Here is a 14,369-nt window from a genome sequence, read left to right as displayed (position 1 = left end):
TTTCAGTGCTGAGTGGAACCACGGCCCACTGGACGCCGCTGCGGAACGTCGGGCAATGGATCATCGGCTGCGCACTGGGCTGCACCTCACGCCGCTGGTGGTGCAGGCAGAAAGCCCACCAGGCGATTGATTGGGCAGAAAGACACACCCAGCGGGGGACTCTCTTTCAAGTAGGGGCCGCGGGACTGGTTTCGCCAGGCCGCAGGCGCGGCGGCCCCCTCGGGGGCAGGGAGCTACACGAGGTGAGCGATCGTGGAGGCGCTACTTCTAATGAAGCGATATCGGCGTGTTGGCAAGGCCGCTGTAGCCTTCCAGCGTGTCTTCGATTTCTTCCTGCGTGGGAGTATTTTGCGCCCAGGCGCTCAGGCGCAGCTGAAACATTTCAGCCCAGGAGCCGTCCAAGTAGACCTCTTTGCCGGAGCGCTTGTCCACAATTTCAAAGCCGTGACGGGCCAGTTGAGGCACTGCGGGCGCGGGCGCGGATTCTTCCGGTGCGTTCGCGTGAATCTGCATCACCACAAAAGAGTCTGAGTCGTATAGCATTTGCATGATTTTGTCCTTTCTCCTTACATAGCAACGATGGTGCCAAGTTCAAGAGGACAGGGTAAGCCGCAATACGCCGTATAAACAGGCAGAAAGTCACGTGAGGGCATTTATGGCAACTTGCGCAGCCGTTTTCAGAATTTATTCACGGCATTGTGTTGCTGGGCGACAAAATCGCCGTTGTGCTGCGTGATTTGTTGCGAACCGGCAAGCCGCCCAGGGGGCATACCAGACTTCGACTTTTTGGTCGAATTCGCGACGGGGTTGTCGGGTCAGCTAGAGGCGCCGAGCCGGCGCATAGCAGCGCAAGGGACGCAAGTTAAAGCAGGGGCGTGCGGACGTTGAGGAAAGAAAAGTCGATTTGGCGTGCCCCGCCCCTCTCATGGTTTGCTTAGCTCCGAAAGTTGCTGGTCGAGGAACTCCCCGTTGGACTGGGTGATCTTGTTGCGAACCGGCAGGTAACCCAGCGACGGGGCATACCAGACCTCGACTTTGGTATCGAACTCCCGCCGGGGCTGTCGGGTGAGTTTGAGGGTGTCGGTTTCGCCAAAAGGCAGGCGGAGTTTTTCTTCGGTCTCCACCAGGAAAGTCCAGGTATCGGCATCGCGTGGCCCGACGGTGTAAAACGAAATGGTGGATCCCACCGGAAACGCCGGTGGATTGGCGGCCAGCATGCCGGCCATTTGGAAAAATACGCTGGTGCGGTCCTGCGCACCCTTTACCCAGGGCGCCGTGGGTGTGTTGGCGCTAAAGATGATCAGGCCCTTGTCGGGTTCGAAATGCGCGGCGACCTCGCTGCGTGATTTCTCGAAATAGCGTGTGGGGGCGAGCCCCTCGGTATTGATCTGGCCGGCGCTGCCCACGCTGCGCGAGCCGAGACCCCAGGCACTGGCGTCGATGCGGGCTTCGTAACTGTCGCCGCGGTTTTGCCAGTTCAACTGAGCGGTCGCATGCCACGACAAGCCCCGCGCATTGCTGGTCATCTTGTATTCCAGGATGGTGCTGGCAGGCAGCGTCATGGCTGTCGCCGGCGTCAGGGCAGGGTCGCCGGTGGGCATAGACACAGGGGCACTGGCCGCCGCGATTGCGGGCGTTGGCTGGCCGGGCGTGCTTTCCGGACTTTCCGCCTGAGGCATGCTCGGTGCCACCGCATCAGGAGGCAGGTTTGCTATTAAATCAGTAGCTGGTTGCGTCGGACTTTCTTGGGCTACAGCGGGTTTCCTCTTCAAAGTATCTGGTTTCGGAGGTGGTAGGGAAGGCGTGGGGGCAAGCGCGGCCGGTGCAGGAGTTGATGTGATGCTGCGCGTTGCGAAAACCTGGCTGCGGGCGAAGGCGGCAGTTTGCTCGGGGCCGAATCGTACCGGCGATGACTTCAGCATCAGCGTGTGGACCGCCAGCACCCCTGCAGCCAGTGCTGCAAGCACACGCCAGCGAGGCGCCGAAGGATAGCGGTCGGTGGACGTGGTCACGCCTGTGTGAATCCAAGATCACCGGAAAGTTGCCGGGCGGCGGCGGCCAGCGGCCGTGCCACCGCGCCGTCCCAGTCCGGATCAAACGTTGCAAGCGAACCCAGCGCCACAATGCCGAGTGCGAGGTGGCCGTCGGCATCGAACACCGGCGCACAGAAGCCGGCTACGCCGGGCAGCAGGGTATTGACTGCGCGCGCCATGCCGCGGCGGCGGATATCTTCCAGCAAGGCATTCAGTTCGGCCATGGTGGCGGGAACATCTTTGCGCGCCAGCTTCTGGTTGCGTGCCAGTTCAGCCCTGACCAGCAGCGCCAGCCTCCCTTGTGGTTTGGCTTTGGCCTTGGGCAGGTTCGAAGACAAAAATGCGGCAAAGCACAAGCCCGTGGCGGACGACAGCAGCGGCATGACATCGCCCAGCCGCAGGTTGACCGTCACAGACTGCGGCGATTCTTCCCAGTGGACGAGGGTCGGTCCCTGGTTGCCCCAGACCGCCAGTGCGAGGGTCTGGCCGGTTTGCATCATCAGGCGCGGCATGAGCTGGCGGGCCAGCTTCACGCTGTCCAATCTCGAAAGGGAAGCGAGTCCTAACTTGAGCGCAGCCGGGCCGAGGTCGTATCGGGCGGTTGCCTCGTCCTGGACGACCAGCGCCAGCCGCTGAAAACTGACGAGATAACGGTGCGCCTTGGCCGCGCTCATGCCCGCGGCGGCTGCCAGGTCGCGAAGCATCAGTGGGCCGGGTGAGGTAGAGAGTGCCTCCAGCAAGCTGAAGCCGACCTCGACCGACTGGATACCCGCGCGTTGCGGCGGCAGGCTGCTGCGTGCTGTGGCGGGGGCGCCTGGGCTTGCTTTCATGGCTTGTCTAGAATTTCGGGTTAGCCGTCGGTCAATGAATGCAGGGATCGTAACGCGAGGGGGGCGCAATGCCGGCCGGTCGCCAGCCACGGCACAATTGGCCCTTCGGTAACACCGACAGCCACCAATCAGGATATTGATGAAACTTGCCACTTACAAAGACTCTTCACGCGACGGCCAGCTGGTCGTGGTGTCGCGCGATCTTTCAACAGCCCATTATGCGACGGGCATCGCGGGCAAATTGCAGCAGGTGCTGGACGACTGGAACTTCATGTCGCCGCAGTTGCAGGACTTGTACGAAACATTGAACCAGGGAAAGGCGCGGCACGCCTTTCCGTTTGAGCCATCGCGCTGCATGGCACCGCTGCCGCGCGCCTACCAGTGGGCCGACGGCTCGGCCTATATCAACCACGTGGAACTGGTGCGAAAGGCGCGCAATGCCGAAGTGCCGGAAAGTTTTTACACCAACCCGCTGATGTACCAGGGCGGCAGCGACGATTTCATTGGGCCCTGCGACGATGTGGTGGTGGCGAGCGAGGAGTTCGGCATTGACTTCGAGGCCGAGATCGCCGTGATCACCGGCGATGTGCCCATGCGCGCCACGCCCGAGCAGGCACTGGAAGGCGTGCGCCTGCTGATGCTGGCCAACGACGTGTCCTTGCGCAACCTGATTCCCGATGAGCTGGCCAAGGGTTTCGGCTTCTTCCAGAGCAAACCGGCAACCGCTTTCAGCCCGGTGGCAGTGACGCTGGACGAAGTCGGCGACGCCTGGGACAAAGGCCGCCTGCACATGACCCTGCAAAGCACCTGGAACGGCCGCAAGGTCGGTATGTGCGAAGCCGGCCCAGAGATGACATTCAGTTTCGGCCAGCTGATCGCCCACATCTGCAAGACCCGCAATGTGCGCGCCGGCAGCATCATCGGTTCAGGCACCGTCAGCAACAAGGACTGGAGCCACGGCTACAGCTGCATCGCCGAAAAGCGCGCCATCGAAACCATCGAGGATGGCAAGCCCAAAACCGAGTTCATGAAGTTCGGCGACACCATCCGCATTGAAGCCAAGGGCAAGGATGGGCTCTCAGTATTTGGCGCCATCGACCAAAAAATTGTCGAGAACGTCTGAGCTACCCCGAATAAAACCAGCAGGGGCCGCGGAACCGGCTTTGCCGGGCCGCTGGCGCCGCCCCCTCGAGGGGGGAACAGGCTACACGCAGTGAGCCTGGACGGGGGTGTTATCTTGAATAGGCCTTGCGTGAACCGTCTTCGAACACGGCGTCGTCACGTGAGGGCTTGCCCTCGTCGTCCCAGGTTCTCTCGCGCGTGATGCGGCCGCGCTCGTCGTAGCTCGATTCGGCCACCAGCCTGCCGGCTTCGTTAAAGCGCTGGTGCGTACCCTGGGGCAGTTGCCGGTAGCGGTTGGAGGCTGTGTAGCGGCCGGTGGCGGCGATTTTTCCGCTGTCGAAGAAGTCGGTAGTTTGCAGCCAGGCGGTGTCGCCTTCGCCACCGTACTCGGTTTTGCTGCGCGGCTGGCCGTTCAGGTAGTAAGTCTGGTCGCTGACCGGCTTGCCGGCCGACCAGCGCCTGTCGCGCGTCAGGGCGCCGCTGTCGGCGAACTCCTGCTCGCGTTCCTTGAACGAGGTTTTTGACGGGTTGGTCTCCAGCAGCCACTGGATTTCGCGGCGTTTCACGCCAGCGTTAGTGAAATAGCGTTCAGTGCGAATGTTGCCCGACACTTCATCCAGGTAATCTGGTTTTCCACCGTCACCCAGCGTTTCATGGCGAATGCGTTTACCGGCCAGGTAACTGCTGGTGCCGTTCAGCACGCCCTTGCTGCTGAAGAGTTCGATTTTTGAGGCGCCTCCCGAAAAACCGCACCAACGGGCGTCCTCGGCCGGCGCTGCCAGCAAAGGCTTGTCGCCGCAGCGCAAGGCCTGGAGCTGGCCGCGGTCATTGAATTCGGCATAGGCTTGCTCGACGCTGCCGCCTGCGCGCGGCCCGTAAAACACGATGCGCCGCAACTGCCCATTGGTGTGAAAGCTGCGCGCCAGGCCGGCCTCGGTGCCGTTGTCGTAGATGGAGTCGCGCAGCACCTGGCCGTCCGGTGCGAATTCACGCGCGCGGCCATGGCGGTTGCCGCGCTCGTTTTCGCCGTATTCCCGCTGTAGCTTGCCATTCTGGTAGTAGCGCATCAAGCCCATGAACTTGCCGCCCTGCAACTCCTGTTCACGTGTCAGCTGGCCCGAATCGCGGTCCTTGCAGCGCATGATGCCGGTCTTGCCGGCGGTGGTGCCACCGTGGTTGGGGTTGACGCTTTCGCCGTTGACTTCGCAGTCCTGCACCGCATGTGCCCAGACCGGGGCCAGCAGGCAGAGGCAGAGCAGGGCCAGCCGGTGCGCGGCAATCATGCGGCTCCCCCGGTCTGGGTGATGAACAGCCGTATGCCGCGCAGCAACATTTCAACTGAAATGGCCACGAGGATGAGGCCCATCAGGCGCTCGAAGGCCATCATGACGCGGTCGCCCGCCACCCGCTGGATCCGCTCGGACAGCACCAGCACCACAGCGCACACCGCCATGGTCACGCACAGCGCCGCGATCCATTCGAGCCGCCGTGCCGGCGCCTGGGACACCAGCAGCATCACCGTGGCCAACGCCGAGGGGCCGGCTAGCGCGGGAATCGCCAGCGGCACAATCAGCGGCTCGCCCTGCAGCGGCGCGGCCTCGGGCTGGTCCGACGGGAAAATCATGCGCAGCGCGATCAGGAACATGACGACGGCGCCGGCGATCTGCAGCGACAAATCGCTGAGGTTCATCAGGCGCAGGAAACCGTCGCCGACAAACATGAAAGCCAGCAGCAGCAAAAACGCGATCAGCACCTCGCGCAGGATGACGCGCATGCGCCGCTCCGGCGCCACACCCTTCAGGGCATTGACAAAAATCGGGATATTGCCGAACGGATCGGTGATCAGCAGCAGCAACACCGTAGCGGAAGCAAAGGTATAGGCCATATATATCTCAGGCCGGGTTGGCCGAGTAAAGGGCTTCAAGTGATTTGAAACCCTTGATCTCGATGGGGTTGCCAAAGGGGTCGCAGAAAAACATGGTCCATTGCTCGCCGGCTTCTCCTGCAAAGCGCACTTGCGGCTCCAGCACAAACTCCATGCGGGCCGCTTGCAGGCGCTGCGCCAGGGCCTGCCAATCGGCCAGGGCAAGCACCAGGCCGAAATGCGGCATGGGCACGAGCTTGTCGCCGACATGGCCGGTGCGCTCTGTCTTGAACGGTTCGCCCAAGTGAAGCGACAGCTGGTGTCCGAAAAAGTCGTAGTCGACCCAGGTAGGGGCCGAGCGACCTTCCGCGCATCCCAGGACCCCGCCATAAAACCGGCGGGCCACGTTGAGGTCTCTGACATTGAAGGCAAAGTGAAAGAGGCTTTTCATGGTGCAAGCTTATCAGGGCATTGCCCGAAAGAGACGCTTTTGCAACCTGGCCGGCAACAGGCATGGCGTCAGGCTTGCCGATGAATGCTATGAAATGGATAGCTGCTTGCGCCCGTCAATAAAGGTTCGTGGGCTTTTTTTGCTTGAATCTATATCGAGATCGATTCGACGCCGGTGTTTGCTTGCTGAAAACACAAAAAGCGGTTGACGCGCTGCTGCGGCGTTGCACAATGAAGGCGTGCGCTGGATCATCCAGCCGCCCGATGCAAATCGTGCACAACCTGCCAGGAGACATTCATGAGTGACGCGGACAATCCTTCCTTCCCCGGTTTCGGCAAGCTGGTGCCCGGCTTTGACTTTTTGCAGAACCTGGCCAAACAGGCGGCAGGCAGCGCCACACAAAGCATTCCGCAGTTGCCCAACCTCGGCAACTGGGTAGCGCCCACGCTGAATGTCGAAGAGCTCGACAAGCGCATCGATGAACTCAAGGCCGTCCAGTTCTGGCTTGACCAGAACGCCACAGCGCTCAAGGCGACCATCCAGGCGCTGGAGGTGCAGAAGATGACGCTGGCTACCCTGAAAGGCATGAACTTCAACATGGGCGACGTGGCCAATGCCTTCAAGCTCAAGGTGGCCGACAGCGTGGCCGGTGGCGTGCAGCGTGTGGCCGACAAGGCCCGCACGTTTTCGGGGCTGGAGGTCCCGCCAACGAGCTTTGGCGCGGACAAGCCGGCCGCCAAATCCAAGGCACCCGCCGCAGCCAAGGACGGCGCGCCGCCGGCCGGCGTGGTCGACCCGATGCAGTGGTGGGGTGCCCTGACCCAGCAGTTCCAGACGATTGCGGCAGATGCCATGAAGGATGCCGCCAAAAAAACGGCCATGGACACCACCAAAAGCCTGGCGACCGGCCTTGCCAAGGACGCGATGAAGACCGCCACCGGCATGGCAACGGGCATGGCCCGCAACATGGCGGAGTCCGCCGGTAAAACCGTGGCGGGCGGCGCACGCGCGGCCATGAACACGGCCCTGCGCAGCAGCCAGGCCTGGCCTACACCGGTCGCCGGCAAAACTGCCGCCAAAACGAAACCCAGGGCCAAGGCGCCAGCGCGTAAGGCTGCAACTAAAACCGCACGCAAAACCACGCGTTGATACAGGCTGGCTTTTCGCTGAATTTCACCAGGACCCCATGAAGCTTTTTCCCTACGGGCACGCCACCCATCCGCAATGGCAGATGGCGGCAGGCCTTGTGCTGGCGCAGCTGCGCGCCTACCTCGCATTGCCCGGCTACGCCAAATCGCCCACGCTGGCGCTGCTCTACATCACCGATCACTATGCGGCACATGCGCAGGACATTCTTGACCATCTGAGCGCCGAATTGCCCGACATCACCGATTGGAGTGGCACGGTGGGTGTGGGTATCGCCTCCAACAATGTCGAGTACTTTGACGAGCCGGCGCTCACGGTCATGTTGTGCGAGCTTCCGCACGACCAGTACCGTGTGTTCTCTGGAGTCTCGCCCTTGCCCCCGGCCAGCCTGGGAAGGTTCAAGGCGCATACGGCGCTGGTGCATGCGGACGCCACGACGCCCGACGTCGCCGAATTGATCGACGAAATGGCGCAGCGCACCGGCAGCGGTTATGTGTTTGGCGGCCTGGCCTCCAGCCGTTCCAGTACGGTGCAGTTTGCCCTCAGCGGGCATGGCAATGTCAAGGGGCAGGGTGCGGCCGGCGGTGTCTTCACGGGTGGTCTCAGCGGTGTGGCTTTTGGCCAGGGTGCGGCGCTGATGTCGCGCATTACCCAGGGGTGCAGGCCCGTGTCTGCGCATCATGAAATCACGGCCTGCGAGTCCAATGTGGTGACGGAGCTCGATGGACAGCCGGCACTGGAGGTGATGCTGGCAGACCTGGACGTGTCGCTTGATGAGCCGCGGGAGGCCCTGGCCAAAGTGCGGACCACGCTGGTCGGCCTGAGCCGCCCGGCAGACATTCCCCATGACGGCGCCGGGCGGCACGGCCAGTTTGGCGCAGAGGTGCTGGTGCGTCACCTGATCGGGCTGGATCCGGCGCGCAAGGGGATTGCCATTGCGGAGGTGCCCGTCGTGGGCATGAAGCTGGCTTTCTGCGAACGCAACATGGAAGCCGCGCGCGCCGACCTGGTGCGTGTGTGCGCCGAGATCCGTGAGGAACTGGAACCGGAAGAAGTCACGCTGGAAGTTGCCAGCGCCTTGAGCGCGTCAGAGGCCGAGTCCGCGCCGCATGCGGCCCGGCGCATTGCGGGCGCGGTGTACGTCAGTTGCTCCGGCCGTGGCGGCCCGCACTTCGGCGCGCCCAGTGCCGAACTGCAGATCGTGCGGAGGGCCTTGGGCGATGTGCCGCTGGTTGGCTTTTTCGCCGGCGGCGAGATCGCCCGGCACCACCTTTACGGCTACACCGGCGTGCTGACGGTGTTTACGGCGCCTGGATAGGCTTACCCCTATCGGACGCTCACTGCGTGTAGCGCCTTTTCCCCTTCCAGGGGACGGCGCTTGCGGCCCGGCAAAGCCGGTTCCGCGGCCCCCACTTGAAGTTGCCGTGGGACGCTATAAAACCTGAGCTTCCAGCAATTCAACAGGGTCGCCATAGCGCGCTGCCATCGCCACCACCGACGGGTCGCGCAGCGCGCACAAAAAACCGTCCTTGATCAAGGTCTGATTGCCTGCGGTCACGGTGCCGTCCAGCGTGATGAGGTCCATGTGTACGGGCGGCTCTTCCCAGTCAGGCATGACGCGGCGTATGTAGTCGCTGGGTTGCGCCAGGTCGATGCCGAAGTGCAGCGCGCCGGGCGCGTTCGAGCCGGCGGGGTACACCGTGTGGCGCGGCGCCTTGGGGTTGAAGCCGCAGCCGCCGCCTTCGATCATGCGGCCGCCGACCAGCATCTCGCGCAGGATCACCGCTTCTTCTGAAATTCCGTCGACCGAGGAAATCGTGTCGCCTTCAAAATGCACGGCGATTTTTTCCTCAAACGGTTTGGCAAAGCCGACAGCCCATTGCGGGTAAAGCACGCCCGCCATGGGCACCACGGCCTTGAAGTCGTTTTTGACCGAGTTGTGGTCCCACAGGTTGGGGCCGTGTGTCGGCAGGTAGTGCACATAGCAGCCGTCTTCCTCGGCCGTCATCTGGCCGCGCCAGCGGTTGGTGGCGAGCTGGTTCGCGCGCATCGCCTGCGTGAAGCTGATGCGGAAGTCGCTGCCCCGCGGATCGGTGAAGCGCAAGTCAAAATCGCCTTCGGCCGGGTAACGGCTGGCCGTTTGGCGGATGATCTCGCCGATGAGGTCGACCGGAAAGCGCGCCTGCGGCGTGTGCAGCAGATCCAGGTTGCGAAAATAGGTGATCTTGACCCAGCGCTGGCCGGCGCGGCGCAGGTTGATGCACAAAGGGTCGAGGATGGAGCAGAACCAGGTTGAGACCACAAAGGTGGCCTTCTTCAGCATGGCGTGTACTTCTTCGGGCACGGCAGTCACCTGCGTGCTCGGCTCCATGTAAATGCGCACTTCGGCGCCGCGTGACTTGGCAATGCCGATCACGGCGTCGATCACACGCGGGTCCAGCAACGGATCAGCCAGTATCAGGACCCGGTCCCCGGGGCGTATCGCCATCACGCGCGAGAAGTTGTCCAGCGCCTGGAAGAAGTACTTGGTGTCGGTCAAATTGACCGCAACCGGGATGGGAAGGCCAACGTAGGTGGAGATGGGGTTCATCGTGCTTCTGATGGAAATTGCATGCATAAATCAGTCTTGCAGGCTGAAATTCGCTGAATATTACCAGTAAATTCCGTTTTTTCTTAGCCAACTAATATAATTGCGTGCAATGGGCTCGGGCGGCGACCTGAACTGAATACCAGCAGGCCCCGCGGAACCGGCTTTGCCGGGCCGCAGGGGTCGCCCCCTTGAGGGGGGAGCAGACTACACGAAGTGAGTCTGAACGGGGGTGCTACCTACGGAGCGCAGCGAAGGCCTCGAACTCCCAGCTCCGCATCGCCAGCAGCAAGGTGAATCCTTCGCGGTCCTTGTCGCCCAGCTTCTGGTCGGTCTGGTGCTGTTGGGCAAAGTCCTGCGCCACTCGCTGCATGCGCTCAAGGAACGAAGGCGCCAGGCCGCGGCTGATGGAGCCATGTACCAGCAGCAGGCCTTCGCCATTGCCGTCAAATCCACCGGAAAAATAGTCAAGAAGGGCGTTTTCGCGGAAGTAGTCCATGACCGGCCCGTGCGGTCGCCAGCGGAAGGTCTTGGCGAGCTTGAGCCGGTAGCGGTTCAGCGGCTTGAGCTCGATGATGCCGATGCGGTCGAGTTGCGCGAGGTATTTGATGCACTCGGCTTCGGTCAGCCGGTAACTGGTGGTGATTTGCTCCAGCGTCCATTGCGACAGCACGCAGATGGCGGCCAGCAACAGCTTCTTGTCGGCCACCACGGCTTTTTCCTGTGCTTCGGTCAGTTCGGCCAGCAGGGGCTGGGTGTCGGCGATGCGCCTGGCCAGGTCGGCAAAGTCCAGCTTGAGCGCGCGGCAGATCGCGTCGATACGCGAGAGGGGCATGTCGCCCCTGGCCAGCATGCGCTTGACGCTTGACTCGGCCATGCCAAGTTTGACGGCCAGGTCGGCGTACGTCATGCGCGCCGCCTTGAGCTCTTTTTTGAGGGTGGTGATCAGATCTGCGGTAGTGCTCATAAGTATCGATTATCGGTACTTTAAGGCTGAGCGGCGAGAACTGGTTCTAATTTCGGTGCTTTTTCGGAAGATGGCCTGCACAGTGCGGCTTCATTCACACAGGAGCTGCCCATGCCAATCAGCCTGAAAACCGCCCACCGCCGCGTTGTGCCACCACCTTCCTGGTTCGCGCAGATGAAGGTATCGGGCTGGAAAGGACCGGCCTGCCGCCGCGAATGCGCGCTCGCCGGCGTGTTGCTTGCGATGCTGGCGGCGGCATTGCTGGGGCCGTCGGTGGCGCAGCCTTTGCACTATCACGACTTCGCCGACCAACGAGCCTGGGGATGGTTGCCGCATGCGATGGACGTCCTCAGCAACCTGCCGTTCGCGCTGTGGGGTATGGCGGGTGCCTGGGCCCTTGTGCGGGCGGTGAAGGCGCGGGCTGTCAGCGCCGCAGCCGCAGGTTTCGCAGGGCTGTTCTTTGCCGGCCTGGCCCTCACCTCCGTGGTTTCTGCGGCCTACCATCTGCAGCCGGGAGATGCCGGGCTGGTCTGGGATCGCGGCGGCATGGTGTTTGCCTTCGCCGGCCTGCTCGGGCTTGGCACCATGCAGGCCGTCAGCACCCGTGCCGGTATGGCGGTTGCTGCAATGGTCCTCGTTCTCGGACCGTTGTCCGTGCACCTGTGGTCGCAGACGGGCAATGTGCTGCCCTGGGCCGTTTTGCAACTCGGTGGCATGTTGCTGATTGTCGGCGTCGCCTGTTTGCGGCCCACGCTGGCAGGGCGGGTGTTGCCCATCCGCTGGATGCTGGTGGTGGCCATTTATGCGCTGGCCAAGCTGCTCGAGCTGGGTGACCACGCGGTGTTCGAATGGACGGGCCAACTGGTTTCGGGCCACACCCTGAAGCACATGGTGGCCAGTTGTGCTGCCTGGCCCGTCGTTGCGGCGCTTCTGGACGCCCGAAAATTCAAGGCAGAATCCACAGCAGCATTAAAAAACAGAGCAGGCAGGCCATCTCGCCACAGCTTGCCGCACAACAACTGAAAAGAGGAGTCAAGCATGCCTGTTGATATGGCCGCCGCGGTGTCGCCACCCCCCGTTCACGAGCATCCGAACCAGTTCGCGCTCCTCAAGCAGCGCCGCTTTGCCCCTTTCTTCTGGACGCAATTTTCAGGCGCCGCCAACGACAACCTTTTCAAGTTTGCCTTCACCGTGATGGTGACCTACCAGCTCAGCGTGAGCTGGCTGCCTCCCGCGCTAGCGGGGCTGGCCATCGGGGCATTGTTCATCTTGCCGTTTTTGCTGTTCTCTGCTACCAGCGGGCAGCTCACGGACAAGTTTGAGAAGACGCGCGTGATCCGCTTTGTCAAGAATCTGGAAGTGGTGATCATGCTGATCGCTGCGGTCGGCTTCATGAGCAGCAATGCCAATGTCCAGGTGCCCGTGCTTTTGGGTTGCACGTTTTTAATGGGGTTGCATTCCACGATATTCGGCCCGGTCAAATTTGCCTACCTGCCGCAGGCGCTCAACGAGCGCGAGCTGACCGGCGGCAACGGCATGGTTGAGATGGGCACCTTTGTGGCCATTTTGCTGGGCCAGGTGGTGGGCGGGCTGATGGTGGCCGTACCCCAGGTCGGGCCGGACTATGTGGCCATTGCATGCATCGGCCTCGCACTGGTTGGCCGGCTTGTCTCGCAGTTCATTCCGCTGACGCCTGCGACTGACCCGGGCCTGAAAATCAACTGGAACCCGGTGACAGAAACCTGGCGCAACCTCAAGCTTGCCAACGGCAACCTGGTGGTGTTCCGCTCCATGCTGGGTATCAGCTGGATGTGGTTTTTTGGCGCGGTATTCCTGAGCCAGTTTCCGAGTTTTGCCAAAGAGGTGCTGCACGGCAATGAACAGGTGGCGTCTTTGCTGCTGGTGGTGTTTTCCATCGGCATCGCGACCGGATCGCTGCTCTGTGAGGTGCTCAGCAAACGCCACGTCGAGATAGGGCTGGTTCCTGTGGGAGCCATCGGCATGAGCGTGTTTGCGGTTGACCTTTACTTCGCCTCGCGCGGCTTGCCGTCAGCGCCCGTCATGACCTTGGGCGCCTTCATGCCGCAGCCTGCGCATTGGCGCGTAATGATCGACCTGGCCTTGCTCAGCCTCTTTGCCGGCCTTTACAGCGTGCCGATGTACGCGCTGATCCAGCTGCGCAGCCAGTCCACGCACCGGGCGCGCATCATCGCGGCAAATAACATTCTCAATGCGCTGTTCATGATCGTCAGCGCTATCCTGGCCGGCGCCCTGCTCAAGGCCGGGTTCAGTATTCCGCAAATATTCCTGTTCGTTGGACTGGCCAATGCGGTGGTGGCGTTCTACATCTTCATGCTGGTGCCCGAGTACCTGCTGCGTTTTATCGCACTGATTGCTTCGCGCCTGGTCTACCGCTTCAAGATCACCGGCGACGACAACATCCCTGCCGCCGGCGCCGCCGTGCTGACCTGCAATCACGTCAGCTTTGTCGACCCGGTGCTGCTGATGGCCGCCAGCCCGCGCCCCATCTACTTTGTGATGGACCACCGCATCTTCAAAATGCCGGTTCTGGGCTGGCTCTTCCGGCTGGCCAAGGCGATCCCGATTGCACCGCGCACGGAAGACCCGGCGTTGTACGAGGCGGCTTTCGAAGCCGCCGCCAAGGTGCTGCGTGACGGCGACTTGCTCGCAATATTTCCCGAGGGCGGCATTACAAAAAATGGCGAACTGCAGGAGTTCAAAGGCGGCGTCATGAAGATTCTGGAGAATGCCCGGCGTGATGGTGTGCAGGTCAATGTGGTGCCGATGGCGCTGACCGACTTATGGGGCTCCTTTTTCAGCCGCGCCGAAAAAGGAGTCGCCATGACCAGACCCTTTCGGCGCGGGCTCTTCAACCGGGTGGGCCTGAATGTAGGCATGCCAATTGCTGCGGACAAAGTGGAGCCTTCGGATCTGAGGGCGAAGGTGGAACAACTTCTGGGACAGGACAAGACATGACTGCGCTTCAATTTTTCAAGGCTGGCGGCAGGCTTTCTCGCGGTGGCTTCTGGCTGCATGGCCTCATCGCGTGGATGGTTTTGTACCTGGCCTGGGCGGCCGCAGGGCCGGCCCCTTCGGTGGTGCTGGCCTGGCTCATCAATGGTCCGGTACTGGCGGCGCTGGTATTGCTCTGCATCCGCCGCCTGCATGACCGCAACCGTTCGGGCTGGTGGCTGCTGCTGGTCCTGGTGCCGGTGGCCGGTGCGTTGTGGCTGGCGTGGCAACTGGCTTTCAGGCGCGGCTTGCCGCAAGACAATCGTTGGGGCCCCGACCCATTGGCGCCGCGCGGCGACTATCTGGTGGTGCGGTAGAGGATGACGCGGGACCACC

At 62.2% G+C, this 14,369-nt stretch carries 14 protein-coding genes; 6 read left to right on the top strand and 8 right to left on the bottom strand.

Annotated features, from left to right (window positions below):
- Positions 1–267 precede the first annotated feature (267 nt).
- The 3 genes from AC1D1J_RS18695 to AC1D1J_RS18685 form a co-directional block, all read right to left on the bottom strand.
- On the bottom strand, positions 268–549 hold the full coding sequence (locus AC1D1J_RS18695) for a BTH_I0359 family protein (protein WP_477695524.1): 282 nt from the start codon (positions 547–549) through the stop codon (positions 268–270).
- A gap of 374 nt (positions 550–923) precedes the next feature.
- The gene (locus tag AC1D1J_RS18690; RefSeq protein WP_477695523.1) at positions 924–1,679 is read right to left on the bottom strand and encodes a DUF3108 domain-containing protein; all 756 of its coding nucleotides are present in this window, start codon (positions 1,677–1,679) and stop codon (positions 924–926) included.
- Between the two features lie 329 nt (positions 1,680–2,008).
- Positions 2,009–2,821, bottom strand: a complete 813-nt coding sequence (locus tag AC1D1J_RS18685; protein ID WP_477687164.1) for an IclR family transcriptional regulator — start codon at positions 2,819–2,821, stop codon at positions 2,009–2,011.
- Positions 2,822–3,002: 181 nt separating this feature from the next.
- Between AC1D1J_RS18685 and AC1D1J_RS18680 the strand changes: the two genes are divergently transcribed.
- Positions 3,003–3,986: a fumarylacetoacetate hydrolase family protein gene (locus tag AC1D1J_RS18680; protein WP_477687095.1), complete on the top strand. Its 984-nt coding sequence runs from the start codon at positions 3,003–3,005 to the stop codon at positions 3,984–3,986.
- Positions 3,987–4,095: 109 nt separating this feature from the next.
- Here AC1D1J_RS18680 and AC1D1J_RS18675 read toward each other — a convergent pair whose 3' ends face one another.
- Genes AC1D1J_RS18675 through AC1D1J_RS18665 form a run of 3 tightly spaced genes read right to left on the bottom strand, consistent with a single transcriptional unit; the run spans position 4,096 to position 6,300 of the window.
- A complete protein-coding gene (locus AC1D1J_RS18675) occupies positions 4,096–5,268 on the bottom strand; it encodes a toxin-antitoxin system YwqK family antitoxin (protein ID WP_477695522.1) in 1,173 nt (390 codons plus the stop codon).
- Positions 5,265–5,870: a MarC family protein gene (locus AC1D1J_RS18670; protein WP_477687097.1), complete on the bottom strand. Its 606-nt coding sequence runs from the start codon at positions 5,868–5,870 to the stop codon at positions 5,265–5,267. Before AC1D1J_RS18670 ends, AC1D1J_RS18675 begins: the two co-directional genes overlap by 4 nt.
- Before the next feature lie 7 nt (positions 5,871–5,877).
- Entirely contained in the window at positions 5,878–6,300 is a 423-nt protein-coding gene (locus tag AC1D1J_RS18665) for a VOC family protein (RefSeq protein ID WP_477687098.1), read from the bottom strand.
- A 297-nt stretch (positions 6,301–6,597) separates the two neighbouring features.
- Between AC1D1J_RS18665 and AC1D1J_RS18660 the strand changes: the two genes are divergently transcribed.
- Positions 6,598–7,449 carry a PhaM family polyhydroxyalkanoate granule multifunctional regulatory protein gene (locus AC1D1J_RS18660; protein ID WP_477695521.1) on the top strand — a complete coding sequence of 284 codons (852 nt, stop codon included), beginning with the start codon at positions 6,598–6,600 and terminating at the stop codon, positions 7,447–7,449.
- A 37-nt stretch (positions 7,450–7,486) separates the two neighbouring features.
- On the top strand, positions 7,487–8,764 hold the full coding sequence (locus tag AC1D1J_RS18655) for an FIST signal transduction protein (protein ID WP_477687100.1): 1,278 nt from the start codon (positions 7,487–7,489) through the stop codon (positions 8,762–8,764).
- A gap of 114 nt (positions 8,765–8,878) precedes the next feature.
- Here AC1D1J_RS18655 and AC1D1J_RS18650 read toward each other — a convergent pair whose 3' ends face one another.
- The gene (locus tag AC1D1J_RS18650) at positions 8,879–10,036 is read right to left on the bottom strand and encodes a hypothetical protein (RefSeq protein WP_477695520.1); all 1,158 of its coding nucleotides are present in this window, start codon (positions 10,034–10,036) and stop codon (positions 8,879–8,881) included.
- Between the two features lie 232 nt (positions 10,037–10,268).
- The gene (locus AC1D1J_RS18645) at positions 10,269–11,000 is read right to left on the bottom strand and encodes a helix-turn-helix domain-containing protein (RefSeq protein ID WP_477695519.1); all 732 of its coding nucleotides are present in this window, start codon (positions 10,998–11,000) and stop codon (positions 10,269–10,271) included.
- 111 nt (positions 11,001–11,111) lie between these two features.
- Here AC1D1J_RS18645 and AC1D1J_RS18640 point away from each other — a divergent pair, with 111 nt between their 5' ends.
- Genes AC1D1J_RS18640 through AC1D1J_RS18630 form a run of 3 tightly spaced genes read left to right on the top strand, consistent with a single transcriptional unit; the run spans position 11,112 to position 14,350 of the window.
- On the top strand, positions 11,112–12,023 hold the full coding sequence (locus AC1D1J_RS18640) for a hypothetical protein (RefSeq protein ID WP_477695518.1): 912 nt from the start codon (positions 11,112–11,114) through the stop codon (positions 12,021–12,023).
- A 15-nt stretch (positions 12,024–12,038) separates the two neighbouring features.
- Positions 12,039–13,997 (top strand): MFS transporter, encoded by a 1,959-nt coding sequence (locus AC1D1J_RS18635; RefSeq protein ID WP_477687104.1) that lies wholly within the window; start codon positions 12,039–12,041, stop codon positions 13,995–13,997.
- The gene (locus AC1D1J_RS18630) at positions 13,994–14,350 is read left to right on the top strand and encodes a DUF805 domain-containing protein (RefSeq protein ID WP_477695517.1); all 357 of its coding nucleotides are present in this window, start codon (positions 13,994–13,996) and stop codon (positions 14,348–14,350) included. Before AC1D1J_RS18635 ends, AC1D1J_RS18630 begins: the two co-directional genes overlap by 4 nt.
- Positions 14,351–14,369: the final 19 nt, after the last annotated feature.

Source organism: Polaromonas sp. P1_F8, assembly GCF_056405635.1.
This window is presented reverse-complemented; position numbering and strand designations above follow the sequence as displayed.